At 56.9% G+C, this 25,715-nt stretch carries 22 protein-coding genes; 16 read left to right on the top strand and 6 right to left on the bottom strand.

What is annotated here, in order from left to right; genetic code table 11:
• Positions 1-38 precede the first annotated feature (38 nt).
• Genes VPX56_RS01190 through xylR form a run of 3 tightly spaced genes read left to right on the top strand, consistent with a single transcriptional unit; the run spans position 39 to position 3,952 of the window.
• The gene (locus tag VPX56_RS01190) at positions 39-1,580 is read left to right on the top strand and encodes a xylose ABC transporter ATP-binding protein (protein ID WP_131634716.1); all 1,542 of its coding nucleotides are present in this window, start codon (positions 39-41) and stop codon (positions 1,578-1,580) included.
• A complete protein-coding gene (gene xylH / locus VPX56_RS01185) occupies positions 1,558-2,739 on the top strand; it encodes a xylose ABC transporter permease XylH (RefSeq protein WP_326469388.1) in 1,182 nt (393 codons plus the stop codon). Before VPX56_RS01190 ends, xylH begins: the two co-directional genes overlap by 23 nt.
• Positions 2,740-2,773: 34 nt before the next feature.
• Positions 2,774-3,952: a D-xylose utilization transcriptional activator XylR gene (xylR, locus tag VPX56_RS01180; protein ID WP_131634714.1), complete on the top strand. Its 1,179-nt coding sequence runs from the start codon at positions 2,774-2,776 to the stop codon at positions 3,950-3,952.
• Positions 3,953-3,992: 40 nt separating this feature from the next.
• Here the strand turns inward: xylR and VPX56_RS01175 are convergent, their stop codons facing one another.
• Positions 3,993-4,817 (bottom strand): protein bax, encoded by an 825-nt coding sequence (locus VPX56_RS01175; protein WP_131634713.1) that lies wholly within the window; start codon positions 4,815-4,817, stop codon positions 3,993-3,995.
• A gap of 314 nt (positions 4,818-5,131) precedes the next feature.
• On the opposite strand from VPX56_RS01175, the gene VPX56_RS01170 reads away from it, so the two are divergent.
• Together VPX56_RS01170 and avtA are read left to right on the top strand one after the other, a co-directional pair.
• Entirely contained in the window at positions 5,132-7,162 is a 2,031-nt protein-coding gene (locus tag VPX56_RS01170) for an alpha-amylase (protein ID WP_326469385.1), read from the top strand.
• A gap of 241 nt (positions 7,163-7,403) precedes the next feature.
• Positions 7,404-8,660 (top strand): valine--pyruvate transaminase, encoded by a 1,257-nt coding sequence (gene avtA, locus VPX56_RS01165; protein ID WP_326469383.1) that lies wholly within the window; start codon positions 7,404-7,406, stop codon positions 8,658-8,660.
• Positions 8,661-8,664: 4 nt separating this feature from the next.
• Here avtA and VPX56_RS01160 read toward each other — a convergent pair whose 3' ends face one another.
• Together VPX56_RS01160 and yiaJ are read right to left on the bottom strand one after the other, a co-directional pair.
• Positions 8,665-9,120, bottom strand: coding sequence for a 4Fe-4S dicluster domain-containing protein (locus VPX56_RS01160; RefSeq protein ID WP_326469382.1), 456 nt, complete (start codon positions 9,118-9,120; stop codon positions 8,665-8,667).
• A gap of 3 nt (positions 9,121-9,123) precedes the next feature.
• Positions 9,124-9,942 carry an IclR family transcriptional regulator YiaJ gene (gene yiaJ / locus VPX56_RS01155; protein WP_131634709.1) on the bottom strand — a complete coding sequence of 273 codons (819 nt, stop codon included), beginning with the start codon at positions 9,940-9,942 and terminating at the stop codon, positions 9,124-9,126.
• Positions 9,943-10,168: 226 nt separating this feature from the next.
• Between yiaJ and yiaK the strand changes: the two genes are divergently transcribed.
• The 8 genes from yiaK to araD all read left to right on the top strand — a co-directional run bounded on the left by yiaK (position 10,169) and on the right by araD (position 17,759).
• Positions 10,169-11,167, top strand: coding sequence for a 3-dehydro-L-gulonate 2-dehydrogenase (gene yiaK / locus VPX56_RS01150; RefSeq protein ID WP_326469379.1), 999 nt, complete (start codon positions 10,169-10,171; stop codon positions 11,165-11,167).
• Between the two features lie 10 nt (positions 11,168-11,177).
• Positions 11,178-11,645 carry a YhcH/YjgK/YiaL family protein gene (locus tag VPX56_RS01145; RefSeq protein ID WP_326469377.1) on the top strand — a complete coding sequence of 156 codons (468 nt, stop codon included), beginning with the start codon at positions 11,178-11,180 and terminating at the stop codon, positions 11,643-11,645.
• 26 nt (positions 11,646-11,671) lie between these two features.
• On the top strand, positions 11,672-12,598 hold the full coding sequence (locus VPX56_RS01140) for a DUF4862 family protein (RefSeq protein ID WP_326469375.1): 927 nt from the start codon (positions 11,672-11,674) through the stop codon (positions 12,596-12,598).
• 46 nt (positions 12,599-12,644) lie between these two features.
• Positions 12,645-13,964 (top strand): MFS transporter, encoded by a 1,320-nt coding sequence (locus VPX56_RS01135; protein ID WP_131634705.1) that lies wholly within the window; start codon positions 12,645-12,647, stop codon positions 13,962-13,964.
• A gap of 78 nt (positions 13,965-14,042) precedes the next feature.
• The gene (locus tag VPX56_RS01130; RefSeq protein ID WP_131634704.1) at positions 14,043-15,548 is read left to right on the top strand and encodes an FGGY-family carbohydrate kinase; all 1,506 of its coding nucleotides are present in this window, start codon (positions 14,043-14,045) and stop codon (positions 15,546-15,548) included.
• A complete protein-coding gene (gene ulaD / locus VPX56_RS01125; RefSeq protein WP_326469373.1) occupies positions 15,545-16,198 on the top strand; it encodes a 3-keto-L-gulonate-6-phosphate decarboxylase UlaD in 654 nt (217 codons plus the stop codon). The genes VPX56_RS01130 and ulaD overlap by 4 nt, the downstream gene beginning before the upstream one ends.
• 2 nt (positions 16,199-16,200) lie before the next feature.
• Complete coding sequence (locus tag VPX56_RS01120) at positions 16,201-17,061, top strand: L-ribulose-5-phosphate 3-epimerase (RefSeq protein WP_010436719.1); 861 nt, start codon at positions 16,201-16,203, stop codon at positions 17,059-17,061.
• Entirely contained in the window at positions 17,055-17,759 is a 705-nt protein-coding gene (gene araD, locus VPX56_RS01115) for an L-ribulose-5-phosphate 4-epimerase (RefSeq protein WP_263611056.1), read from the top strand. Before VPX56_RS01120 ends, araD begins: the two co-directional genes overlap by 7 nt.
• On the opposite strand, the gene VPX56_RS01110 is transcribed toward araD, so the two are convergent.
• Positions 17,751-18,560: a helix-turn-helix domain-containing protein gene (locus VPX56_RS01110; protein ID WP_326469370.1), complete on the bottom strand. Its 810-nt coding sequence runs from the start codon at positions 18,558-18,560 to the stop codon at positions 17,751-17,753. The two genes, araD and VPX56_RS01110, sit on opposite strands and share 9 nt — an antisense overlap.
• 226 nt (positions 18,561-18,786) lie before the next feature.
• Here VPX56_RS01110 and VPX56_RS01105 point away from each other — a divergent pair, with 226 nt between their 5' ends.
• Together VPX56_RS01105 and VPX56_RS01100 are read left to right on the top strand one after the other, a co-directional pair.
• The gene (locus VPX56_RS01105) at positions 18,787-20,187 is read left to right on the top strand and encodes an MFS transporter (protein WP_326469369.1); all 1,401 of its coding nucleotides are present in this window, start codon (positions 18,787-18,789) and stop codon (positions 20,185-20,187) included.
• 10 nt (positions 20,188-20,197) lie between these two features.
• Entirely contained in the window at positions 20,198-22,147 is a 1,950-nt protein-coding gene (locus VPX56_RS01100) for a glycoside hydrolase family 127 protein (protein ID WP_326469368.1), read from the top strand.
• Between the two features lie 81 nt (positions 22,148-22,228).
• Here the strand turns inward: VPX56_RS01100 and VPX56_RS01095 are convergent, their stop codons facing one another.
• Positions 22,229-22,969 (bottom strand): MipA/OmpV family protein, encoded by a 741-nt coding sequence (locus tag VPX56_RS01095; RefSeq protein WP_326469366.1) that lies wholly within the window; start codon positions 22,967-22,969, stop codon positions 22,229-22,231.
• 117 nt (positions 22,970-23,086) lie between these two features.
• Between VPX56_RS01095 and VPX56_RS01090 the strand changes: the two genes are divergently transcribed.
• A complete protein-coding gene (locus VPX56_RS01090) occupies positions 23,087-24,052 on the top strand; it encodes a LysR family transcriptional regulator (protein WP_326469365.1) in 966 nt (321 codons plus the stop codon).
• Here VPX56_RS01090 and exaC read toward each other — a convergent pair.
• Positions 24,049-25,587: an acetaldehyde dehydrogenase ExaC gene (gene exaC, locus VPX56_RS01085; protein ID WP_326469363.1), complete on the bottom strand. Its 1,539-nt coding sequence runs from the start codon at positions 25,585-25,587 to the stop codon at positions 24,049-24,051. The genes VPX56_RS01090 and exaC overlap by 4 nt on opposite strands.
• Between the last annotated feature and the right edge of the window lie 128 nt (positions 25,588-25,715).

Below are 25,715 nucleotides of genomic sequence, written 5' to 3'. Positions count from 1 at the left end.
GACGTGCCCTGTTCGCCCTTCGGTTATGTGGAGCAGTTATGTCTTATTTACTTGAAATGAAAAGCATCACAAAAGCCTTTGGCGCGGTGAAAGCAGTCGACAACGTAAGCCTGCGGTTGAATCCTGGCGAAGTCGTCTCACTGTGCGGCGAAAACGGTTCGGGCAAATCGACGCTGATGAAAGTGCTGTGTGGGATCTATCCGCACGGCAGCTACGAAGGCGAAATCGTTTTTGCCGGCGAGGTCATTCAGGCCACCCATATTCGCGATACCGAGCGTAAAGGCATTGCCATCATTCATCAGGAGCTGGCGCTGGTGAAGCACCTCACCGTGCTGGAGAACATTTTCCTCGGCGCTGAAATTTCACGCCACGGCGTGCTCGATTACGACACCATGACGCTACGCTGTGAAAAGCTTCTGGCGCAGGTCAGCCTCAGCATTTCACCCGACACCCGCGTGGGCGATCTGGGTCTGGGTCAGCAGCAGCTGATTGAGATCGCCAAGGCGCTGAACAAACAGGTGAGGCTGCTGATTCTCGACGAGCCCACGGCTTCACTCACCGAGCAGGAAACGGCGGTCCTGCTCAATATCATTCGCGACCTGCAAAACCACGGTATCGCCTGCATCTACATTTCGCACAAGCTGAACGAGGTCAAAGCCATTTCGGATACCATCTGCGTCATCCGCGACGGTCAACACATCGGCACGCGCGACGCGGAAGGCATGAGTGAAGATGACATCATCACCATGATGGTGGGGCGCGAACTCACTGCGCTTTATCCGAACGAACCTCACGCCGTCGGAGATGAAATCCTGCGCGTGGAAAATCTCACCGCATGGCATCCGGTAAACCGCCACATCAAGCGGGTTAACAATGTCTCCTTCTCGCTGCACCGGGGTGAAATTCTTGGCATCGCGGGCCTGGTTGGCGCCGGGCGAACCGAAGCCGTGCAGTGCCTGTTCGGCGTATGGCCGGGGCGCTGGGAGGGCACGATTTATATCGACGGCCAGCCGGTGAAAATCGATAACTGCCAGCAGGCGATCGCGCGGGGTATCGCCATGGTGCCGGAAGATCGCAAAAAAGACGGCATCGTGCCGGTCATGGCGGTCGGGAAAAACATTACGCTCGCCGCGCTTAATCAGTTTTCCGGCACGCTGACCAGCCTGGACGATGCCGCAGAGCAGCAGTGCATTCTCCAGTCGCTCGCCCGACTCAAGGTCAAAACGTCTTCCCCGGAGCTGGCGATTGGACGCCTGAGCGGCGGAAACCAGCAGAAGGCCATTCTGGCGCGCTGCCTGCTCCTCAATCCACGCATTCTGATCCTTGATGAACCGACGCGCGGAATAGACATCGGCGCGAAGTATGAAATCTACAAGCTGATTAATCAGCTTGTGCAGCAAGGCATTGCCGTCATTGTCATCTCGTCCGAATTACCCGAAGTGCTGGGCCTTAGCGACCGCGTGCTGGTCATGCACGAAGGGAAACTGAAAGCCAATCTGATTAACCAAAGCCTGACGCAGGAGCAGGTAATGGAAGCCGCTTTAAGGAGCGAACGTCATGTCGAAAAGCAATCCGTCTGATATCAAAGTCGCTGTTCCGACGCCCGGCGCATTCTCGGGGCTAAAAGCGCTAAACCTGCAGGTTTTCGTCATGATTGCGGCGATTATCGCCATCATGCTGTTCTTCACCTGGATGACCGACGGCTCTTATTTAAGCGCGCGTAACGTTTCAAACCTCCTGCGCCAGACGGCGATCACCGGCATTCTGGCCGTAGGGATGGTCTTCGTGATTATCTCGGCGGAAATCGATCTGTCCGTCGGGTCGATGATGGGGTTGCTCGGAGGCGTGGCGGCGATTTTTGACGTCTGGCTCGGCTGGCCCCTGCCGCTGACGATTGTCGTCACGCTGGCGCTGGGTCTGGTACTCGGTGCGTGGAACGGCTGGTGGGTGGCCTACCGCAAAGTCCCGTCATTTATCGTCACTCTAGCGGGGATGCTGGCTTTCCGTGGCATTCTGATTGGCATTACCAACGGCACAACTGTCTCCCCCACCAGTGCATCCATGTCACAGATTGGGCAGAGCTATCTCTCCGATGGCGTGGGCTTTACCATCGGCGCGGTGGGTCTGATGGCGTTTGTTGGCTGGCAGTGGCGTGGACGTATGCGCCGTCAGGCATTGGGGCTGGCTTCACCTGCATCGACATCCGTTGTGGGCCGTCAGGCACTTACCGCGGTGATTGTGCTGGGTGCCATCTGGCTTCTGAATGACTATCGCGGCGTCCCAACGCCCGTTCTGCTGCTGGCGCTCCTGCTGCTGGGCGGCATGTTTATGGCGACGCGTACCGCATTTGGTCGACGTATTTACGCCATTGGCGGCAACCTGGAAGCGGCACGTCTGTCGGGCATCAACGTCGAGCGCACCAAGCTGGCGGTCTTTGCCATCAACGGCCTGATGGTCGCTATTGCGGGCCTGATCCTCAGCTCGCGCCTGGGTGCCGGTTCCCCGTCTGCGGGTAACATTGCAGAACTGGATGCCATTGCCGCCTGCGTTATCGGCGGAACCAGCCTCGCGGGCGGTGTCGGCAGCGTCGCAGGTGCGGTAATGGGCGCATTTATTATGGCTTCGCTGGATAACGGGATGAGTATGATGGACGTTCCGACGTTTTGGCAGTATATCGTCAAGGGTGCCATTCTGTTGCTGGCAGTCTGGATGGACTCTGCTACCAAGCGACGTGCCTGAGAACAGTATCGTTACCTATTTGGGAAAGTGAGCCATGTTTGAAAAGCGTCACCGCATTACGTTGTTATTCAATGCTAACAAAGCCTATGACCGCCAGGTGGTTGAAGGGGTTGGCGAATATTTGCAGGCGTCGCAATCCGAGTGGGATATCTTTATTGAAGAAGATTTCCGCACCCGTCTGGAGAACATCAAAGACTGGCTGGGCGATGGCGTGATCGCTGATTTTGACGATCCCGTGATCGAACAACTACTGACCGACGTCGACGTCCCCATCGTGGGTGTCGGCGGCTCCTATCATACACCTGAACACTACCCACCGGTTCACTATATCGCCACCGATAACCATGCGTTGGTGGAGGCCGCTTTTCTGCATCTCAAAGAGAAAGGCGTTCACCGCTTTGCCTTTTACGGTTTACCCACCACCAGCGGCAAACGCTGGGCGGTCGAGCGCGAGCACGCGTTTTGCCAGCTGGTCGCGCAGGAGAAGTATCGTGGCGTGGTCTATCAGGGGCTGGAAACCGCACCGGAAAACTGGCAGCACGCGCAAAACCGCCTGGCAGACTGGCTGCAAACGCTGCCGCCGCAGACCGGGATTATTGCCGTCACGGATGCACGCGCCCGCCACGTGCTGCAGGTCTGCGAACACTTACACATCCCGGTGCCGGAAAAGCTGTGCGTGATTGGTATCGATAACGAAGAGCTCACCCGTTATCTGTCTCGCGTGGCGCTCTCCTCGGTGGCACAGGGAACGCGTCAGATGGGCTATCAGGCTGCGAAGCTGCTGCATCGCCTGCTGGATAACGAATCTCTTCAGCTTCAACGCCTGCTGGTGCCCCCGGTGCGCGTGGTCGAACGCCGCTCTACTGATTATCGTTCTTTGAGCGATCCGGCCGTCATCCAGGCCATGCACTACATCCGCAACCACGCCTGCAAAGGTATCAAGGTCGATCAGGTGCTGGATTCGGTCGGCATTTCCCGCTCGAATCTGGAGAAGCGCTTCAAAGAGGAAGTGGGCGAAACTATTCACGCGGTGATCCATGCCGAAAAACTGGAAAAAGCGCGCAGCCTGCTGATCTCCACGTCGCTGTCGATCAACGAGATTTCACAGATGTGCGGTTACCCGTCGCTGCAGTATTTTTATTCGGTGTTCAGGAAGGAGTACGACACCACGCCGAAAGAGTACCGCGAGCGCCATAGCGAGGTGCTGATATAAAAAGAAAAACGCCTTCCAGTGGAAGGCGTTTTTTTGAGAATTACATATGTGCGGCGATTAAGCGCTGGTTATCCTGGTACATCGCGAACAGGTAGTTGTTATAACGCTGTCCCTGAGTGGAATACCCTTTCAGCTTATGAATCATCGTGCTTGCCGTCACTTCCTGATCCGCTTTACGCAGTTGAGCGCGTGACTTACGGAACGAGGAGTAAGCGGGATGCGTGTTGAGATTCACCACGTAGGCATTCACGGAATCTTTAACCGACTCAAACTGCGAATACCCTTTAACTTTGCCCGGCGCGTTGTTACAACGCCCTTTCGCACACTTCATGCCGAAGAGGTTGTTGTTGCTGCGCGCCAGCTTCGACGTACCCCAGCCGCTTTCGGCTGCAGCCATCGTTGCCACCATGCTTCCTGGGATAATATCCACACGTTCTAACAGTGAATTCCACGGCACGCGACGCGTGTTCCCGCTCCACTTCACTTTATAACGTTTGGTGATATCTTTCAGGCGCGTGCGCTCAGACGGCGACCAGCGGCTATCGTACTGTTTTGAGATCAGCCAGTTACGATCTGCCGTAATCGCAGAGTTTTGACTTGTAATATAAGGCATTACCGTCCGGAGAAACGCTTTTTTCCTTGGTGTCCCGGAAGGGTATTTTCGCAAATCAGGAAGTGAACTACTCTTTGCACTATTGCGAGAATACTCTTGTTTACTGCTAACCTTACTACTTGTCGTCTTTATTACGTGGGCTTTCTTACTCGTTGTATCCGTGTGCGTCTTCGCAAGCACCTCACCCGAAAATGCCATGGTGAGTAACATGAGTATCGCGGCCCCATATCGTCGAATGGGAGTCGATATCATTAGGTCTCCTGGTCGGATGTAATCATCCCAACACCTTATTTTTTTCACAAATTTGAGAGCGGAATCTCAAATCATATCAAAAATAGCCTTCAAGAGCACGTATAGAAATAGTCCATTTCCGAAACTATGTCACCTAAAAGCTGCTCATAAAAGCATCGCTGCCGGAAAAATGTGTGCGATATCGCAGATAACTGCCTAATTTTGCGCGGGATCACTCATCCCTTCGCGTCCTCCTGGCAGAAAGCGTCAGGGGATGAGTTTTTCGGCTGCGCCCGATGGCAAACTGGTCAAAAATGCCGCGACAGGAAAAGGTCATGAAACGCACCGCATTGGCACTACTGATGTTACCCGCACTGGCGCATGCCGACTGCTCATCGCCGGGGTTCGGCGCGTTTAGCGCGGAAGGCACCGGGGTTTTCACCAGCCAGGCAAAGCTTGCGAAGGGTACGCGTCCTCTTACGCTGAGTTTTGACAAGACGTGCTGGCAGCCTACCGATGCCATAAAGCTCAACGAGATGCTGTCGCTCAAGCGCTGCCAGGGTACGCCTCCGCAGTGGCGTCTGTTCCGCGACGGTGAGTACCAGATGCGCATCGATACCCGATCGGGTACGCCGACGCTGATGCTGACCATAAAGAGCGCAGCGGAACAACCCGTCGCTAATGTTATCCGTCAGTGTCCTAAGTGGGATGGTAAGCCTTTAACGCTGGAGGTGAGCAACACCTTCCCCGAAGGCACGGTGGTAAGGGATTTCTACAGCAAGCAGACCGCAACGGTGCAGAACGGCAAAATCACCCTCCAGCCTGCCGCCAGCGCCAATGGCCTGCTGCTGCTGGAGCGTGCCGAAACCGACAGGCCCGCGCCGTTCAGCTGGCAAAACGCCACGGTATATTTCGTGCTCACCGATCGCTTTGTTAACGGCGACCCGAGCAATGACAACGGCTATGGCCGCCATAAAGACGGCATGCAGGAGATCGGCACTTTCCACGGCGGCGATCTCAAGGGGCTCACCGGCAAGCTCGATTATTTGCAGCAGCTTGGCGTGAACGCGCTGTGGATAAGCTCCCCGCTGGAGCAGATCCACGGCTGGGTAGGCGGCGGAACCAAAGGGGATTTCCCGCATTACGCCTATCACGGCTACTACACGCAGGACTGGACGAAGCTTGATGCCAACATGGGCACCGAAGAGGATTTACGCCGCCTGATCGACGAAGCGCACAAGCGCGGGATCCGCGTTCTGTTCGATATCGTCATGAACCACGTCGGCTACGCCACGCTTGCGGACATGCAGGAGTACCAGTTTGGTGCCTTGTATCTGCAGGGCGATGAGCTGAAAAAGACGCTGGGTGAGCGCTGGACGGACTGGAAGCCGGGCGCAGGTCAAAGCTGGCACAGTTTTAACGACTACATCAACTTCAGCGACAAAGCGGCCTGGGAAAAATGGTGGGGCAAGAAATGGGTTCGCACCGATATCGGGGATTACGACAACCCAGGATTCGATGATTTGACGATGTCCCTGGCGTTCCTGCCGGACCTGAAAACCGAATCCACAACGCCTTCCGGCTTGCCGAACTTTTACCAGCATAAGGCCGACACCAATGCTAAAGCGATAGCGAACTTCACGCCCCGGGATTACCTGATCCACTGGCTCAGCCAGTGGGTGCGTGACTACGGTATCGATGGCTTCCGGGTCGATACCGCCAAACACGTTGAGCTTGACGCGTGGCAGCAGCTTAAAGAACGTGCAGAACAGGCGCTCGCCGCCTGGAAAGCCGCGAATCCGGACAAAAAGCTCGACAATGCGCCATTCTGGATGACGGGCGAATCCTGGGGTCACGGCGTGATGCAGAGCGAGTTTTACCGCCACGGCTTTGACGCGATGATTAACTTTGATTACCAGGAGCAGGCGGCGAAAGCGGTGAGTTGCCTGGCCGATATGGATCTCACCTGGCAGCAGATGGCGGAAAAGCTGCAGAGCTTCAACGTGCTGAGCTACCTTTCGTCCCACGATACCCGCCTGTTCCGCGAAGGCGGCCAGCGCGCCGCCGAGCTGCTCCTGCTGGCGCCGGGAAGCGTGCAGATTTATTACGGTGATGAATCTGAGCGTCCGTTCGGCCCGACAGGTTCCGACCCGCTTCAGGGCACCCGTTCGGACATGAACTGGCAGGACGTCACGGGCAAACAGGCCTCAACCGTCGCCCACTGGCAAACGCTGGGCCAGTTCCGCGCCCGCCATCCGGCGATTGGCGAAGGCAAGCAAACCACGCTGTCGCTGAAAGAAGGCTACGGATTTGTGCGTGAGCACAAGGGCGATAAGGTGATGGTGGTATGGGCGGGTAATCAGTAATTCTCCCCCTCACCCTAGCCCTCTCCCCGCAGGGGAGAGGGAACCGGACGGCGCCGTCTTTTCCCCCTCGCCCCTTTGGGGAGAGGGCCGGGGTGAGGGGAAACCCATCAGAACTATTCACTACATAAATCCAAACCAACCACATAAAACAACAAATCCGACCACATCCACCGATTTGCACCCGCACGGTGCTAGCGTTATGGTTACCCCCTTTCATAATAAGCCCGACAGATCACCTGCTATGACGTTTTCACTTTTCGGCGACAAATTTACCCGCCATTCAGGCATTACCCGCCTGATGGAGGACCTCAACGACGGGCTGCGCACACCGGGCGCAATCATGCTCGGCGGCGGAAACCCGGCTCAAATCCCGGAGATGAATACCTATTTCCAGACGCTGCTGGCCCAGATGCTGGAGAGCGGCAAAGCAACCGAGGCACTCTGCAATTACGATGGCCCCCAGGGCAAAACCGAACTGCTGAAACTCCTCGCCGATATGCTGCGTGAAGAGCTGGGTTGGGATATCGAACCACAGAATATTGCACTGACAAACGGCAGCCAGAGCGCGTTTTTCTACTTGTTTAACCTGTTCGCAGGACGTCGCGCCGACGGCACGACCAAAAAAGTGCTGTTCCCGCTGGCGCCGGAGTACATCGGCTACGCCGATTCCGGCCTCGAGGAAGATCTGTTCGTCTCCGCGCGCCCGAATATCGAACTGCTGCCGGAAGGTCAGTTCAAATATCACGTCGATTTTGAACACCTGCACATCGGTGAAGAGACGGGCATGATCTGCGTCTCGCGCCCTACCAACCCAACGGGCAACGTCATCACCGACGACGAGCTGATGAAGCTGGATGCGCTTGCCCATCAGCACGGCATCCCGCTGGTGATCGATAACGCCTACGGCGTACCGTTCCCGGGGATTATCTTCAGCGAAGCACGCCCGCTGTGGAACCCGAACATCGTCCTGTGCATGAGCCTCTCCAAGCTGGGCCTGCCGGGCAGCCGCTGCGGCATCATTATCGCCAACGAAAAAATCATCACAGCCATCACCAACATGAACGGCATTATCAGCCTTTCACCGGGCGGTATCGGCCCGGCGATGATGTGCGAAATGATTAAACGCAACGATCTGCTGCGTCTGTCGAATGACGTGATAAAACCGTTCTATTACCAGCGGGTTCAGGAGACGATCGCGATACTTCGCCGCTATTTGCCGGAAGAACGCTGTCTGATACACAAACCGGAAGGGGCTATTTTCCTGTGGCTATGGTTTAAGGATCTGCCGATCACGACAGAACTCCTCTACCAGCGCCTGAAGAAACGCGGTGTGCTGATGGTGCCGGGGGATTACTTCTTCCCCGGGCTGGATAAGCCGTGGCCGCACACGCACCAGTGCATGCGCATGAACTACGTGCCGGACCCGGAAAAAATAGAAGCAGGCGTGAAGATCCTGGCCGAAGAGATTGAAAACGCCTGGCGTGAAGGCGGTCAGTAACGCGTTACGCCAGATTACGCAGCCGTTCGGTGCGTAATCTGGCTGGATCGACGCAGCTCAGCGCGCGGGTTGGACATGCCTCCACGCAGGCAGGCCCGCTCTCGCGATGGCTGCACAAATCACACTTCAACGCCTGAGCACGATCCCCCGCCGACTGTACCTGCATCGCCCCGAACGGGCACGCCACCATACAGCTTTTGCACCCGATACAGCGCGCCTGCTCCACGAGCCAGACGCCCGCTGAACGTTGAATGGCGCCGGTTGGGCACACGTTCGCACAGGGTGCATCCTCGCACTGATGGCACCCCACCGCCGTGGTGTATGAATCCCCTTTAACGACCCGAATGCGGGGCGTAAAGGCGTTTGCGTAGACGAATTCCTGATGCGACACCGCACAGGCCGCTTCGCAGGTGCGACACCCAATGCATTTTGCCGAATTCGCCGTGATAAATCGGTTCATCTGCTACGCCTCGCGCACGTTAAAACCCAGCTCTCTTGAGATGGCCTCAGCCGTTTCTCGCAACGGTTTGAGAAGGTTTTTCTCGCCAATCTGCTTCATGCGCGAGGTCGACAGCGAAATGGAGATCGCATACGGCACCCGACCATGAATATCAAACACCGGCACGGCAATGCAGGATACACCCAGCTCGTTCTCTTCTTTGTCCATCGCCATGCTGCCCTCGCGGATTTCCGCCAGCTCATCATACATCGCGCTCAGCTCGGTAATGGTGTTGCGGGTCAAGGGTTGGATCTGTTCCTGGTGGCTCTCCCAGTAGGTCGCCACGTAATCCTGATGGCCAAACGCCATGTAGATTTTACCCATCGCGGAGCAGTAGAGCGGCATATGCTGGCCGATATAGGCGCGCGTGCGCAGCATGCCGGTTGTCGGCTCAAGCTTATAAATCAGGATCGCGTGGTCGTCCTCGCGGCTGGAGAAGTTCACCGTCTCGCCGGTGGCAATGTTCAGCGCCTCAAGATGCGGAGCCGCCACGTGAATGATGTTCAGCGACGACAGCGCCTTTTGCCCGACGGCAATGAACTTGGTGGTCAGGCGATAGCTGCCCGCGGCAGGCGCCGGGGTGACGTACCCGCACGACTGCAGCCCCTGCAGCAAGCGGTGCACGGTGCTCTTATTCAGCCCCGCGAGTTCAGATAAGTGCGCAAGCGGACATCCGTTTGGATAGTTGCTGAGGATTTCAATCAGCATCAGGCCGCGAAACAAGCTCTGGCTACCTGCTGGCCTCTCTTTTTCTTGCGTCATTTCGCTCTCTTTCATGCTCATAAAATCGCTCCTGTTTTATCGCGCCCTGATGGTAGCGCAAAGTGTGGTTTAGTTCACGATCTCAACAGAAAAAACACAACCACTTGATTTTAATCGATTTTGAAAATCATGAATGTCGTTGATCTGACAAAATTTGATCGCTATATTTGAAATCAGATTTCGCATAGTGAAATTTAGCGATAAAAAAGCACTCGCACTTGCCCCGAAAAAGAACAGGAGAACAGGGATGAAAGTGACCTTTGAAGAGTTAAAAACGGCGTTCAATCGGGTTCTGCTCGATCGCGGCATAAAAGCGGACACCGCAGACGCCTGCGCCGAGATGTTCGCCCGCACGACGGAATCCGGCGTCTATTCGCACGGCGTTAACCGCTTTCCGCGTTTCATTCAGCAGCTTGATGCCGGCGACATCATCCCTGACGCCCAGCCAAAGCGGGTGATGACATTAGGGGCGATCGAACAGTGGGATGCCCAGCGCTCCATCGGCAACCTGACGGCGAAAAAGATGATGGATCGCGCCACCGAGCTGGCGTCCGATCACGGGATTGGTCTGGTGGCACTGCGTAACGCGAACCACTGGATGCGCGGCGGCAGCTACGGCTGGCAGGCGGCGGAGAAGGGCTACATCGGCATTTGCTGGACCAACTCTATCGCCGTGATGCCCGCATGGGGATCAAAAGAGTGCTGCATCGGCACCAACCCGCTGATCGTGGCGATCCCCTCTAACCCGATCACCATGGTCGATATGTCGATGTCGATGTTCTCCTACGGCATGCTGGAAGTGAATCGCCTGGCCGGACGCGAGCTGCCGGTCGATGGCGGCTTTGACGACGAGGGCAATCTCACCCGAGAGCCGGGCGTGATTGAGAAAAATCGCCGCATTCTGCCGATGGGCTACTGGAAAGGCTCCGGCCTGTCTATCGTGCTAGACATGATCGCCACCCTGCTCTCCAACGGCTCGTCCGTCGCGGAAGTGACCCAGGACAACAGCGACGAGTACGGCGTGTCGCAGATCTTTATCGCCATCGAGGTTGATCGTCTGATCGACGGCCCAACCCGCGATGCCAAACTGCAGCGCATTATGGACTTCATCACCACCGCAGAACGCGCTGATGAAAACGTCGCCGTCCGTCTCCCGGGGCATGAGTTTACGCGCCTGCTGGAAGAGAACCGCCGCGACGGCATCACCATCGACGACAGCGTGTGGGCGAAAATCCAGTCTCTGTAAGGAGTGGGCGATGATATTCGGACATATTTCACAGCCAAATCCGTGCCGCCTGCCGCAGGCGATTGAAAAAGCGCTTCATTTTCTGCGCACGACGGATTTCACCACTCTGGCGCCAGGCGTGGTGGAAATCGAAGGGCGCAACATTTTCGCTCAGGTACTCGACCTGACGACAAAAGAATCGCATGAGAATCGCCCTGAAGTACACCGCCGCTATCTGGATATTCAGTTTCTGGCATGGGGTGAAGAAAAAATCGGTATCGCTATTGATACCGGCAATAACGAAATCAGCGAATCGTTACTGGAACAGCGGGATATTATTTTTTATCACGACAGCGAAAATGAATCCTTTATCGAAATGACACCCGGCAGCTATGCCATATTTTTCCCGCAGGATGTGCATCGTCCTGCCTGTATTAAGAACAAGGAAGCCGCAATTCGTAAAATTGTGGTGAAAGTGGCAGTCAGCGAATTAGATTAATTTTCTGATATATACAGGAACGCGAAATGGCCAATACCAGTTTTATTATTGGTGCGTACCCCTGCGCACCCTCGTTTCACCAAAAAGGGGAACAAGAAGAACAAACATTCTGGCGGGAACTTTCCGACACGCCCAACATTCGCGGGCTGGAACAGCCGTGCCTTGAGCATCTCCATCCGTTTGGTGATGAATGGCTGTTCCGCCATACGCCCGGCGACTGGCAACTTGTCGTCACCGCAGTCATGGAAACCATGCGCCGTCGCGGCATCAACGGCGCATTTGGCCTGGCGTCAGCCGACGAAGAACAGCGTAAAGCCTGCGTCGATTACTACCGTCATCTGCAGCAGAAAATTGCTGCAGTGAACGCCCGTTTTCCCGGCAAAGTGACTGCCCTGGAGATGCAGGCGGCCCCGCAGGCGGGCAATGCGTCCGTCGAACAGGCTACCGAAGCGTTTTCCCGCTCGGTCCGGGAAATCGCGAGCTGGGACTGGGACTGCGATCTGGTGCTGGAACACTGCGATGCCATGACCGGCCCGGCACCGCGCAAGGGCTTCCTGCCCTTAGCGCAGGTGCTGGAGGTGGTGAAAGATACCGATATCAGCGTTTGCATCAACTGGGCGCGCTCGGCCATCGAAGGCCGTAATACGACGCTCCCGCTGGAACATGTTCAGGCTGCTCTCGGTGCCGGAAAGCTGGGCGCGCTGATGTTTTCGGGCACGACGACGCGCGGGGAATACGGTGAATGGCAGGATCTGCACGCACCGTTTTCTTCATTCTGCGCCGACAGTTTGATGTCAACTGAACACGCAACATCACTCTTTACTGCGGCGAGCGCCGCAACGTTGAAATTCTCCGGTATTAAATTACTGGAAATAAATGCTAATGCTGACGTCAGCCATCGCATCGCTATTTTGCGCGACGGCATTAGCCAAATGAATAAAGCAACGCAATAACAATAAAAATATCCCTATTCCGGTTACTCTGACTGAGACAGTAAATATGAACACTTACTCGAATGCTCTACAAGCGGACATTCCGCGCCAGCGCTGGCTAAGAATTATTCCTCCGATTCTTATTGCCTGCATTATTTCCTATATGGACCGCGTAAATATCGCTTTTGCCATGCCCGGCGGCATGGATGAAGAACTGGGTATCACCGCCACCATGGCGGGCCTCGCAGGTGGGATCTTCTTTATCGGCTACCTGTTCCTGCAGGTTCCCGGCGGCAAGATTGCCGTGCACGGCAGCGGCAAGAAGTTTATCGGCTGGTCGCTGGTTGCCTGGGCGGTGATCTCGGTGCTCACGGGCCTCGTGACGAATCAGTATCAGCTGCTGGCGCTGCGCTTCTTACTCGGCGTGGCGGAAGGCGGGATGCTGCCCGTGGTGCTCACCATGATCAGCAACTGGTTCCCGGACGCCGAGCGCGGTCGCGCCAACGCCATTGTGATTATGTTCGTCCCCATCGCCGGGATCGTCACCGCCCCGCTGTCAGGCTGGATTATTACCGCGCTCGACTGGCGCTGGCTATTCATCATTGAAGGCTTGATGTCCGTCGTTGTGCTGGTGCTGTGGGCGTTCACCGTGTACGACCGCCCGCAGGAAGCGCGCTGGATATCAGACGCCGAGAAGAACTACCTGGTACAAACGCTGGCGGCGGAGCAGCAGGCGATTGCCGGTAAAGAGGTGAAAAACGCGTCGCTGACCGCCGTACTTTCTGACAAAACCATGTGGCAGCTGATTGCCCTGAACTTCTTCTACCAGACCGGGATTTACGGTTACACGCTCTGGCTGCCGACCATCCTGAAGGAGCTGACGCACACCAGCATCGGTCAGGTGGGGATGCTTGCCATCCTGCCCTACATCGGGGCCATTGCAGGGATGTTCCTGTTCTCCACGCTCTCTGACCGCACCGGCAAGCGCAAGCTGTTTGTCTCCCTGCCGCTGATTGGCTTTGCGCTCTGCATGTTCCTCTCCGTGGCGCTGAAGGAGAGTACCTGGCTGGCGTATGCCGCGCTGGTGGGCTGCGGGTTCTTCCTGCAATCCGCAGCGGGCGTGTTCTGGACCATTCCGGCGCGTCTGTTTAGCGCAGAGATGGCGGGCGGCGCGCGCGGCGTGATCAACGCCCTGGGCAACCTCGGCGGGTTCTGCGGCCCGTATGCGGTTGGGGTGCTGATCACCCTCTACAGCAAAGACGCGGGCGTTTACTGCCTGGCGGTGTCGCTGGCGCTGGCGTCGCTGCTGGCCCTGCTGCTGCCGGCGAAATGCGATGCCGGCGCAGAGCCTAATCCCACGGTAAATCCGCACAAGCGTGCGGCCTGATGCCCTCACCCCAGCCCTCTCCCACGGGGAGAGGGAGAAAACCGAACCGGGTCCACCCGGCGAATAAGTGAGAAGAAGATGAGTGAAAAAGAGCCCTTCTGGCTGGGTATCGATTGTGGCGGTACTTATCTGAAAGCCGGTTTATACAACAGCCAGGGCAAGGAAGTGTGTATCGAACGCCGCTCGGTTGCCACGCTCAGCCCGCGCGCAGGCTACGCCGAGCGGGATATGACCCAGCTCTGGCAGCACTGCCACGCTACCGTCGCCGCGCTGCTCCACCATTCAGGCGTAGACGGTAAACAGATCAAGGGCGTCGGCATTTCTGCTCAGGGCAAGGGGCTGTTTCTACTCGATAAACAGGACCAGCCGCTGGGCAACGCCATACTCTCCTCTGACCGCCGCGCGCTGGACATTGTGCAGCGCTGGCAGCAGGACGGCATTCCCGAAAAGCTCTATCCGCATACGCGCCAGACGCTGTGGACAGGGCATCCGGCCTCGCTCCTGCGCTGGGTGAAAGAGAACGAACCGCAGCGGTATCAACAGATCGGCTGCGTGATGATGGCGCACGACTATCTGCGCTGGTGTCTGACCGGCGTGAAGGGCTGCGAGGAGAGCAATATCTCCGAGTCCAATCTCTACAACATGAATACCGGGAAATACGACCCACAGCTTACGCGCTGGCTCGGTATCAGCGAAATTGACGGCGCCCTGCCGCCGATTGTCGGCTCAGCAGAAATTTGCGGGGAAATCACCGCTCAGGCAGCCGCACTGACCGGTCTCGCGGCGGGCACGCCCGTCGTTGGTGGACTGTTTGATGTGGTTTCCACCGCGATCTGCGCCGGGCTTCACGACGAACACACGCTGAACGCCGTGATGGGCACCTGGGCCGTCACCAGCGGGATCGCCAGTGCGCTTCGCGATAACGAGCCGTTCCCCTATGTGTATGGCCGTTACGTCCACCCGCAGCAGTACATCGTTCACGAAGCCAGCCCGACCTCATCCGGCAACCTGGAGTGGCTCACCGCACAGTGGGGCGATATGTCATTCGACGAGATCAACCATGCCGTCGCCAGCCTGCCGAAAGCGGAAAGCGAGGTGTTCTTTCTGCCGTTCCTCTACGGCAGCAACGCCGGGCTGGAGATGACCAGTGGTTTTTACGGCATGCAGGCGCTGCATACCCGCGCACATCTTCTGCAGGCCGTTTACGAGGGCGTGGTGTTCAGCCACATGACCCACCTCAACCGCATGCTTGAACGCTTTACCCAGGTGCAGGCGCTGCGCGTCACGGGTGGCCCGACCCATTCGGACGTGTGGATGCAAATGCTCGCCGACGTCAGCGGCCTGGCGATTGAGTTGCCGCAGGTAGAAGAGACCGGCTGCTCCGGCGCGGCGCTGGCGGCGCTGGTGGGCACCGGCGTTTACCCCGATTTCCACGCTGCGCAGCGCGCCCTTAAACACGACATCCGGGTGGTTGAACCCGACATGCGCGCCCATGCGGCTTACCAGCGCAAATATCACCGTTACCAGTTACTGATTTCAGCACTTCAGGACTATCACGCCCGTATTAAGGAGTACAACCTATGAGCCGACCATTACTGCAGCTGGCGCTCGACCATACCTCACTTCAGGCCGCCCAGCGCGACGTCGCGACGCTTTCAGATCACGTTGATATCGTCGAGGCCGGCACCATTTTGTGCCTGACCGAAGGGCTGAACGCCGTGCGCGTCCTGCGCGAGCAGTGTCCGGATAAAATCATCGTGGCGGACTGGAAGGTCGCCGACGCAGGAGAAACGCTGGCACAGCAGGCGTTTGGCGCGGGCGCGAACTGGATGACCATCATCTGCGCCGCCCCGCTGGCAACCGTTGAGCGAGGCCACGAGGTCGCACTGCGCTGCGGGGGAGAAATCCAGATGGAGCTGTTTGGCAACTGGACGCTGGACGACGCGCGCGCGTGGCATCGCGTCGGCGTGAAGCAGGCAATCTACCACCGCGGCCGCGACGCGCAGGCCAGCGGTCAGCAGTGGGGCGAAGCCGATCTCGCGAAAATGAAGGCGCTCTCCGATATCGGCCTGCAGCTCTCGATCACCGGCGGGATCACCCCTGCCGACCTGCCGCTGTTTAAGCAGATCAACGTCAAAGCCTTTATCGCCGGGCGCGCGCTGGCAGGCGCAGAAAATCCGCCGCAGGTGGCACAGGCGTTCCATTCGCAAATCCGCGACATTTGGGGAGCGTAACCATGCGTCAACATCCGTTAGGGATTTACGAAAAAGCGCTGTCGAAAGATCTCTCCTGGCCAGAGCGTCTGGTGCTGGCGAAAAGCTGCGGGTTCGATTTTGTTGAGATGTCCGTCGACGAGACAGACGAGCGTTTGTCACGCCTCGAGTGGAGCACCACGCAGCGCGCTTCGCTGGTTGAAGCGATGCTGGAAACCGGCGTGGCGATCCCGTCGATGTGTCTTTCCGCACATCGCCGCTTTCCGTTTGGCAGCCGGGATGAAACCGTGCGCCAACGCGCCCGCGAGATCATGACCAAAGCCATCAGGCTGGCGCGTGACTTAGGCATTCGCACCATTCAGCTTGCGGGTTATGACGTTTACTACGAAGAGCACGATGAGGGCACGCAGCAGCGCTTTGCCGAAGGGCTGGCGTGGGCCGTCGAGCAGGCCGCCGCCGCGCAGGTGATGCTGGCCGTGGAGATCATGGACACCGCGTTTATGAACTCCATCAGCAAATGGAAAAAGTGGGACGACATGCTCGCCTCGCCGTGGTTCAGCGTTTACCCGGACGTCGGCAACCTCAGCGCGTGGGGCAACGACGTCACCGCCGAGCTGACGCTGGGCATTGACCGCATCGCGGCTATACACCTGAAAGATACCCAACCCGTCACCGCGCAAAGTCCCGGGCAGTTCCGCGACGTGCCGTTTGGCGAAGGCTGCGTCGATTTCGTTGGCGTGTTTAACACGCTGAATAAGCTCAACTATCGCGGCGCGTTTCTGATTGAAATGTGGACCGAAAAGGCAAAAGAGCCGGTGCTGGAAATCATCCAGGCGCGCCGCTGGATTGAAGCCCGAATGCAGGAAGGAGGCATGACATGTTAGAACAACTCAAAGCCGAGGTGCTGGCAGCAAACCTGGCGCTGCCCGCCCACCAGCTGGTGACCTTTACCTGGGGTAACGTCAGCGCGATTGACCGCGAAAGCGGCATGATGGTGATTAAGCCGTCCGGCGTGGAGTATGACGTGATGACGGCAGAGGATATGGTGGTGGTGAATATCGCTACCGGTGAAGTGGTCGAGGGAAGTAAAAAGCCCTCCTCCGACACGCCGACCCACCTTGCGCTATATCGCCGCTACCCGGAGATTGGCGGCATCGTACATACCCATTCCCGCCACGCCACCATCTGGTCGCAGGCGGGCCGGGATCTCCCCGCATGGGGCACAACGCATGCAGACTATTTCTACGGTGCGATCCCCTGCACGCGTCTTATGACCGCGGCCGAGATCGCGGGCGAGTACGAATACCAGACGGGCGAAGTGATTATTAAAACCTTCGAGGAGCGCGACTTAAATCCGATGCAGATCCCGGCGGTGCTGGTGCACTCGCACGGCCCATTTGCCTGGGGCAAAGATGCCGCCGACGCGGTCCACAATGCCGTAGTGCTGGAAGAGTGCGCCTATATGGGCCTGTTCTCACGCCAGCTCGCGCCGCAGCTGCCGGATATGCAGCAGGAATTGCTGGACAAACATTATCTGCGCAAGCACGGCGCGAATGCCTACTACGGGCAGCAATCATCCTGAATTAATGTGCTCCTTACAGTACCGCCGTTTCCAGACGGCGGGCGTTAAGCCGGTGTACTTCGAAAAGATCTGACGAAAATAGCCCACGTCATTAAAACCGCAGCGGGTGGCCACTTCGGTTAATGACGCAGAATCGTTGAGCAGCAGCTTTTCCGCCGCCCTGACGCGCTGGCGATGGATCGCCTCCGTCAGGGTTAAATGAAACGTCCGGCGAAATACGCGCCCCAGATAATCCGCATTGCAGTGCAGCTCTTTTGCCAGCTGCGACGTGGAGAGCGGCAAATGAAACTGCGTGCGAATAAGCTGTTTAGCCTTCCACGCCATTGCCGCACCCGCTTCATCCGCTTTATCTTCGTAACCTGATGAAAGAGATATTTGCTGTAAAATCAGCAATAAGATCATTTCCAGCGCCACGCTGCGCTGCAATTTTTCCTGCTCGGTCAGGAATTGCCGAAACAGAGCGATCGTATATTGCGCATCCCTCACGCAGCAGTGTTGTTCTATTGCCAGGTTAGGTAACCGTGGCGGGTGATGCTCAACCTCAAAATGCAGCCAGTAAAATTTCAGATCCGCCGGAAAGTCTTCTGTCCCCACGTGCCGCCGATCGGGCCAAAGCAGCAAACTTTCCCCCGCTTTTACCTCAAAAACCGTGTTTTCCTCCTGGATCGTTAACGTCCCTTTTTCGACAAAAATAATCTCCCACGACGTTAATTTTCGCGCAGGATGGCGGCCCACGCCCCTGGAGATAAACAAACCGCCGTTTTGTACTTTAATCGGAAGCGCTATGGATAATTCAAGCATGGATATTCACCATTCCGCTTTTTATGTGACCATTATTGAGTTTATCCATTGATTATTAATAAATAATTAAATACCTGCTCGATCGGCATCACAAATTTACCATCAGGTCGGAATCGTCACCTTTTTATACTTTTCCCTTCCCTTGTTGGTCTTTCCGTGGAGTGCAGAATAAAAGGGGTACCTTGCACAAATACGATAATAAATTCGATTACCGAGGAGTTACCCGATGACTTCCACACCGATTACAGAGTCTGACGTTGCACACCGGGCGATAGATGACCGTTTGTCCGTTCGCGAGAAAATTGGCTACGGCCTGGGCGACGCGGGCGGCACGGTGATGACCTGCCTGATCATGAACTTTCTGACCTTTTTCTACACCGATGTATTTGGCCTGACCCCGGCGCTTGTGGGCACGCTGTTTATTGCCCTGCGCGTGTTTGACGCGATTTCCGATCCGGTGATGGGCATCCTTGCCGACCGCACGCAAAGCCGCTGGGGACGCTTCCGCCCCTGGCAGCTATGGGTGGCGCTGCCGATTGGCATTATCGGCGTGCTGACCTTCACCGTACCGGACGCCGGCATGGGGGTGAAAATCGCGTGGGCGTTCGGCACCTATCTGCTGCTGTCCGTAGGCTATACCGCCATCAACGTGCCCTACTGCGCGCTGATCAACACCATGACCACCCGCCACGGCGAGGTTATCTCCTGCCAGTCCTGGCGATTTGTCCTCTGCGGCGTGGCGGGCTTTTTGGTTTCCGTTGGCCTGCCGTGGCTGGTGGCGGAGCTGGGCCAGGGCGATACCGCGAAGGGGTACCAGCTCGGGGTCGGCGTGCTGTGCGCTATCGCCGTGGTGATGTTCCTGTGCTGCTTCTTTTGGGTGCGCGAGCGCGTACCGCTGGCGCTGATGGGCAAATTCACGCTGCGCGAACATCTCGCCGGGCTGCGCAACAACGACCAGCTGCTGCTGATGCTGATGATGTCGTTCCTGCTGATCAACGTCTTTAACATTCGCGGCGGCGGCTACATGTACTTCATCACCTACGTGCTTCAGGGCAGCACGGCGTACACCTCGCTGTTTTTCACTATGGTGACCTTTGCCGCCATTCTGGGCGCGGTGATCGTTAGCCCGCTCACTCGTCGTATCGATACCGTCAAGCTTTACTACTACACCAACCTGGTGCTGGCCGCGCTGGCGGTGGGCATGTGGTTCCTGCCGGGCGGCCCGGCGCACCAGACGCTATGGCTGATTATCATTCTGAGCAACGGCGTTATTCTGGGCTTTACCCTGCCGCTGCACTTCTCGCTGATGGCCTTTGCCGACGACTACGGCGAGTGGAAAACCGGCGTGCGCTCATCAGGCATGAACTTCGCCTTTAACCTGTTTTTCATCAAGCTCGCGTGGGCATCCAGCGCCGGGATCATCAGCCTGGTGTTTATCGCCGTCGCCTACCAGCCGGGCGCGGGCAATCAAACGCCTGCCTCGCTGCAGGGCATCACCGCCATGGAGACGCTGCTCCCCGCGCTTTTCCACCTGCTGCTGGCCGTGTCTATCCGCTGGTGCAGGCTTAACAATCCAATGATGTCGCGCATTGCCACCGACCTGCGCCAGCGTCACGTACAGTCCTGAGGAGAAAGATATGTCAATAATGGAAGCCGACCTGCATCAACTGAAAATTAACGATCCGTTTCTCGGCCAGTACCAACGGCTGGTGCGTGATGTGGTGATCCCCTACCAGTGGGAGGCGCTAAACGACCGGGTAACCGAAGCCGAACCGAGCCACGCCATCACCAACTTCCGCATTGCGGCGGGGCTGGAAAAGGGTGAGTTTTACGGCATGGTATTTCAGGATAGCGACGTGGCGAAATGGCTGGAGGCCGTGGCGTGGTCACTGTGCCAACAGCCTGACGCAGAACTGGAAAAAACCGCTGATGAGGTCATTGAACTGGTTGCAGCGGCGCAGTGTGAAGACGGCTATCTCAACACCTACTTCACGGTGAAGGCGCCCAATGCGCGCTGGACGAATCTGGCCGAGTGCCACGAGCTTTACTGCGCCGGGCATATGATTGAGGCAGGCGTGGCGTATTTCCAGGGGACCGGCAAACGCCGCCTGCTGGAGGTGGTGTGCAGGCTGGCAGACCATATCGACAGCGTGTTTGGCCCCGGCGATAACCAGCTGCACGGCTATCCGGGCCATCCGGAGATCGAACTGGCGCTGATGCGCCTTTACGACGTCACCCGGGAACCGCGTTATCAGAATCTGGTGAAATACTTTATCGAGGAGCGCGGCACCCAGCCTCACTTCTACGATATCGAATACGAGAAGCGCGGTAAAACCTCGCACTGGAACACCTACGGCCCGGCGTGGATGGTTAAGGACAAAGCCTACAGCCAGGCGCATCAGCCTCTTGCCGAACAGCAAACGGCCATCGGTCACGCCGTCCGTTTTGTCTACCTGATGGCAGGCATGGCGCATCTGGCGCGCCTGAGCAATGACGAAGGAAAACGCCAGGACTGCCTGCGGCTGTGGAAAAACATGGCGCAGCGCCAGCTTTACATCACCGGCGGGATCGGCTCCCAGAGCAGCGGCGAAGCCTTCAGCAGCGATTACGATCTGCCCAACGATACGGTTTACGCCGAAAGCTGCGCCTCAATCGGCCTGATGATGTTTGCCCGCCGAATGCTGGAGATGGAGGCGGACGGTCACTATGCCGACGTCATGGAGCGCGCGTTATACAACACGGTGCTGGGCGGAATGGCGCTGGACGGGAAGCATTTCTTCTACGTGAACCCGCTCGAAGTACACCCGAAAACGCTGGCCTTTAACCATATCTACGACCACGTCAAGCCGGTACGCCAGCGCTGGTTTGGCTGCGCCTGCTGTCCGCCAAACATTGCCCGCGTGCTGACCTCGCTGGGTCATTACGTCTATACCGTTCGTCCGGATGCGCTATTTATCAATCTGTACGTGGGCAACGACGTAGCGATCCCGGTTGGCAATCAGTCGCTGCAGCTGCGTATCAGCGGAAACTATCCGTGGCATGAGCAGGTGAAAATCGAGATCGCCTCTCCGGTCGCCGTTACACACACGCTGGCTCTGCGCCTGCCGGACTGGTGCGCGTCGCCTGATGTTTCATTAAATGGCGAAGCGGTAACGGGTGACGTATCCCGCGGATACCTCTACCTCACCCGCAGCTGGCAGGAGGGTGACGTCATTACGCTGACGTTGCCCATGCCGGTACGCCGCGTGTATGGCAACCCGCAGGTGCGCCAGCAGGCCGGAAAAGTTGCGCTGCAGCGCGGCCCGCTGGTCTACTGTCTGGAAGAGGCCGACAACGGTGCGGATCTGCATAACCTCTCCCTGCCCGCTGACGGCGAATTTCGGGTCTTTGAAGGGAAAGGGATTTTCGCGCATAAGATGCTGATCCAGACAGAGGGGATGGGGTGTCACGTGAAGGAGACGGATGCGCTGTGGCAGTACGACCGCTCGCCCGTTCAACGACAGCCCCGGACCCTGACCTTTATTCCGTGGTTTAGCTGGGCGAATCGGGGCGAAGGGGAAATGCGCATCTGGGTGGATGAGGCATAATTAACGGCGCTGCGCTTACCGGGCCTACGATGTGCCCTACGTAGGCCGGGTAAGGCGGAGCCGCCACCCGGCTTTGGGCAATCAGAAACGCCAGGTAATGCCTGTCATCAGCGCGAATCTGTCGTCGCGGTCAATCATCGGGCTGTTCTTCACGTCGTCAGGCAGCGCGGTATACACCGCGCTCGCATTCAGGAACAGGTTCTGCGTCAGCTGATATTTCGCGGCCAGGCCGACGTACGGCGTCCAGCTGTCGCCTGCGGCGTATTCATCAAGACCCGAACGACGCGACTCGCTGCCGGAGACGCCGTAGTAGTAGTCGTTGTAGCTTTCGTCGCTGTAGAAAACGCCCAAGGAAGGGATCAGCGTCAGGCGATCCATGCGGATGGGATGGAAGTAAGAGATCTCACCCACCACGCCGCCGCTTTCGTCCATTGCATCGCCGGAGACGGCAAATTTAAGGCTCCCCCAGCTTTCATGGCGGTAGTACGCGCCGCCGAGGAACGCCGAGGCCTTACGCTCATCAAGATGTTTCATCTGACGGTCGTCGTTGTCGTCGGGATCGAAACTCAGCGGCATCCAGGATGCGGTCAGGCTGATTTCATTCTTGCTGTCTTTCCACAGGATCCATCCCCCGGTGGTCTGACGGACGTAAAAACGATCGCCTTCGTAGCTCACTAAAGGTACGGCGGTGGTATTTTCGTTATACCCCTTATAAGGCGATTCATTAAATATCGCACCCGCCCCAAGTGATAAATCACCCGCCATTGCAGATGACGTTACGAATAACGCGGCAGCAATCAGTAAATTATTTTTAACAGTCATTCTTTGCAATCCATTTAAACGCCCAACTCGCGTGGCGCATAATAATGGTTACAAATTTACCCATGCAACGATACCGTTTATATAATACTATATAAGAAATCATATAGATGGGTGCGCATGATGGCTAACCTGCAATTAAAACCGCGTGAGCTAAAAATTATTTCCGTCATTGCGGCAACGCACAGCATTGGTGATGCCGCCGCACTGTTAGGAATGGCGCAGGCCAACGTGAGCAAGTATCTGTCTGATTTTGAAACGCGCGTTGGGCTCAAGGTTTTCGAACGAACCACCCGCCAGCTGGCGCTCACTCAGTTTGGGGAGGCCTTACTCCCCTTTATTGACGCCACGCTGGATAAAAACACCCAACTCATTAATTTCATTGCTGATTATAAGCATGAAAAGCGTGGGAAAGTGACAATTTATGCGCCGACCGGCATAGTCACATACCTCGCACGCCATGTTATCCATAAAATTAAAGAGATCGGCGATATTCGCCTCTCGCTCAAAACGTACAACCTCGATCGCAATGAATTCTCTGAAGGCGTCTCATTTCCTGAGGACTGCGATATTTTAATTACCTACGCCCAGCCAAAAGATGAAAATTTAGTGGCGAGCGTATTAACACAATATTCCGTCACGGCATTTGCAACCAAAGATTATTTAAATTTACATCCCATCAGTGGCCCTGACGATCTCATCAACCACTCGTGTATATTAATAGACTCGATGCTGGTGGACGATGCCAACATTTGGCGTTTTCGCGCTCACGGCAGCGAGGATATTTGCGATTACAAAGTGACGGGAAATTATATCTGCGACAACACGCAAACGGCGCTGGAGCTGGCAAGAAATAATCTTGGCATTGTATTCGCGCCGAAAGAGAGTCTGAAAAAAGAGTTAACCCACGGCGCACTGGTTCCCTGCTTCCCGCATCAGGAAGAGTGGTGGATCGATCTCACCGCCATATTCCGCAAGCGGGAATATCAACCCTGGCGCGTACAGTATGTGCTGGATGGCATATTAAACCACCTGCGGCATAAGATTGCTCAGGCCGTCCACGGACGACCTGAGCAGGACGATTAAAACAGCCCCAGCGGTTTATCGGAATAGCTTACCAGCAGGCATTTTGTCTGCTGGTAGTGCTCCAGCATCATCTTATGCGTTTCACGCCCAATGCCCGACTGTTTGTAGCCGCCGAACGCAGCATGTGCCGGATAGGCGTGGTAGCAGTTGGTCCATACGCGCCCGGCCTGAATGCCCCGGCCCATCTTATAAGCCAGATTACCGTTACGGCTCCAGACGCCCGCCCCCAGGCCGTACTGCGTGTCGTTGGCAATTTCCAGCGCCTCCTCCATCGTTTTGAAGGTCGTCACGGCCAGCACCGGTCCGAAAATCTCCTCCTGGAAAACGCGCATGTTGTTTTTACCGGACAGGATCGTCGGCTCAAGGTAATACCCTTCCTGCAGATCGCCGCCCAGCATCTTGCGTCTACCGCCGGTCAGGACATCGGCCCCCTCTTTTTTGCCAATATCAATGTAGTTGAGGATGGTTTCCAGCTGTCCATGCGACACCTGCGCGCCCATCTGCGTGACGTTATCGAGTGGGTTACCGCTGCGGATCGACTCCACGCGGCGGATCGCCCGCTCCATGAAGCGCTCATAAATGGACTCCTGCACCAGCGCGCGGCTTGGGCAGGTGCAGACTTCGCCCTGGTTGAACGCAAAAAGCGCAAACCCTTCCAGCGCTTTATCGAAGAAGGCGTCCTCTTCATCCATCACGTCAGCAAAGAAGATGTTCGGGGATTTGCCGCCCAGCTCCAGCGTCACCGGAATGATGTTCTGGGTCGCATACTGCATGATCTGCTGGCCCACTTCCGTCGATCCGGTAAACGCGACTTTGGCGATACGCTTTGAGGTCGCCAGATATTCCCCGATTTCGCCGCCCGCACCGTTGACCACGTTGATAACGCCCGGAGGCAGCAGATCGCCAATCACCTCCATTAACATCAGCACGGAAAGCGGCGTTAAGCGCGCAGGTTTGAGTACCACGCAGTTGCCTGCCGCCAGGGCGGGGGCCATTTTCCAGCTCGCCATCAGCAGCGGGAAGTTCCACGGAATAATTTGTCCCACCACGCCCAGCGGCTCGTGGAAGTGATACGCCACGGTATCTTTATCGACTTCACTGATCCCTCCCTCCTGAGCACGAATGCAGGAGGCAAAATAACGAAAGTGGTCAATCGCCAGCGGCACATCCGCCGCCATGGTTTCACGGATCGGTTTGCCGTTATCCCAGGTTTCCGCCGTTGCCAGCAGCTCGAGGTTCTGCTCCATCCGATCGGCAATTTTGAACAAGATGGCGGCTCTGTCCTGAACGGAGGTTTGCCCCCATTTATCTTTGGCGCTGTGCGCCGCGTCCAGGGCCAGATCGATATCGCGCCTGCCCGAACTGGCTATTTCACACAGCGGCTGGCCGGTGACGGGCGTTAGATTGGAATAGTATTCGCCGTCGACGGGAGCGACCCAGTCGCCGCCGATAAAGTTGTCATAACGGGGCTTCAGCTTGAGGGGAAAACCATACTCGCCGGGCTGAACGCGCGATGAGGGAGGATTGTTCGTCATGTCCGTCTCCTTGCTGTTGGTGTACAACAAGGGTAGCTGCGGCTGGCGATTTTCTCGCCAGCGGGTGACGGGTTTACGAGCCGTATCACGGATTACCGTACTTTACGTTTCGTTTCCGCCGCTGAGCC

This window comes from Enterobacter wuhouensis (assembly GCF_035835995.1).
GTDB lineage: Bacteria > Pseudomonadota > Gammaproteobacteria > Enterobacterales > Enterobacteriaceae > Enterobacter > Enterobacter wuhouensis.
This window is presented reverse-complemented; position numbering and strand designations above follow the sequence as displayed.

Bases quoted from the DNA above. Each gene is read 5' to 3' on its own strand.
- VPX56_RS01160 (WP_326469382.1), bottom strand. From the start codon at position 9,120: ATGAACCGATTTATCACGGCGAATTCGGCAAAATGCATTGGGTGTCGC.
- VPX56_RS01105 (WP_326469369.1), top strand. From the start codon at position 18,787: ATGACTTCCACACCGATTACAGAGTCTGACGTTGCACACCGGGCGATA.
- VPX56_RS01190 (WP_131634716.1), top strand. From the start codon at position 39: ATGTCTTATTTACTTGAAATGAAAAGCATCACAAAAGCCTTTGGCGCG.
- VPX56_RS01145 (WP_326469377.1), top strand. From the start codon at position 11,178: ATGATATTCGGACATATTTCACAGCCAAATCCGTGCCGCCTGCCGCAG.
- yiaK (WP_326469379.1), top strand. From the start codon at position 10,169: ATGAAAGTGACCTTTGAAGAGTTAAAAACGGCGTTCAATCGGGTTCTG.
- yiaJ (WP_131634709.1), bottom strand. From the start codon at position 9,942: ATGAGCATGAAAGAGAGCGAAATGACGCAAGAAAAAGAGAGGCCAGCA.
- VPX56_RS01175 (WP_131634713.1), bottom strand. From the start codon at position 4,817: ATGATATCGACTCCCATTCGACGATATGGGGCCGCGATACTCATGTTA.
- VPX56_RS01095 (WP_326469366.1), bottom strand. From the start codon at position 22,969: ATGACTGTTAAAAATAATTTACTGATTGCTGCCGCGTTATTCGTAACG.
- avtA (WP_326469383.1), top strand. From the start codon at position 7,404: ATGACGTTTTCACTTTTCGGCGACAAATTTACCCGCCATTCAGGCATT.
- VPX56_RS01135 (WP_131634705.1), top strand. From the start codon at position 12,645: ATGAACACTTACTCGAATGCTCTACAAGCGGACATTCCGCGCCAGCGC.
- xylR (WP_131634714.1), top strand. From the start codon at position 2,774: ATGTTTGAAAAGCGTCACCGCATTACGTTGTTATTCAATGCTAACAAA.
- exaC (WP_326469363.1), bottom strand. From the start codon at position 25,587: ATGACGAACAATCCTCCCTCATCGCGCGTTCAGCCCGGCGAGTATGGT.
- VPX56_RS01090 (WP_326469365.1), top strand. From the start codon at position 23,087: ATGATGGCTAACCTGCAATTAAAACCGCGTGAGCTAAAAATTATTTCC.
- xylH (WP_326469388.1), top strand. From the start codon at position 1,558: ATGTCGAAAAGCAATCCGTCTGATATCAAAGTCGCTGTTCCGACGCCC.
- araD (WP_263611056.1), top strand. From the start codon at position 17,055: ATGTTAGAACAACTCAAAGCCGAGGTGCTGGCAGCAAACCTGGCGCTG.
- ulaD (WP_326469373.1), top strand. From the start codon at position 15,545: ATGAGCCGACCATTACTGCAGCTGGCGCTCGACCATACCTCACTTCAG.
- VPX56_RS01110 (WP_326469370.1), bottom strand. From the start codon at position 18,560: ATGCTTGAATTATCCATAGCGCTTCCGATTAAAGTACAAAACGGCGGT.
- VPX56_RS01170 (WP_326469385.1), top strand. From the start codon at position 5,132: ATGAAACGCACCGCATTGGCACTACTGATGTTACCCGCACTGGCGCAT.
- VPX56_RS01140 (WP_326469375.1), top strand. From the start codon at position 11,672: ATGGCCAATACCAGTTTTATTATTGGTGCGTACCCCTGCGCACCCTCG.
- VPX56_RS01100 (WP_326469368.1), top strand. From the start codon at position 20,198: ATGTCAATAATGGAAGCCGACCTGCATCAACTGAAAATTAACGATCCG.
- VPX56_RS01120 (WP_010436719.1), top strand. From the start codon at position 16,201: ATGCGTCAACATCCGTTAGGGATTTACGAAAAAGCGCTGTCGAAAGAT.
- VPX56_RS01130 (WP_131634704.1), top strand. From the start codon at position 14,043: ATGAGTGAAAAAGAGCCCTTCTGGCTGGGTATCGATTGTGGCGGTACT.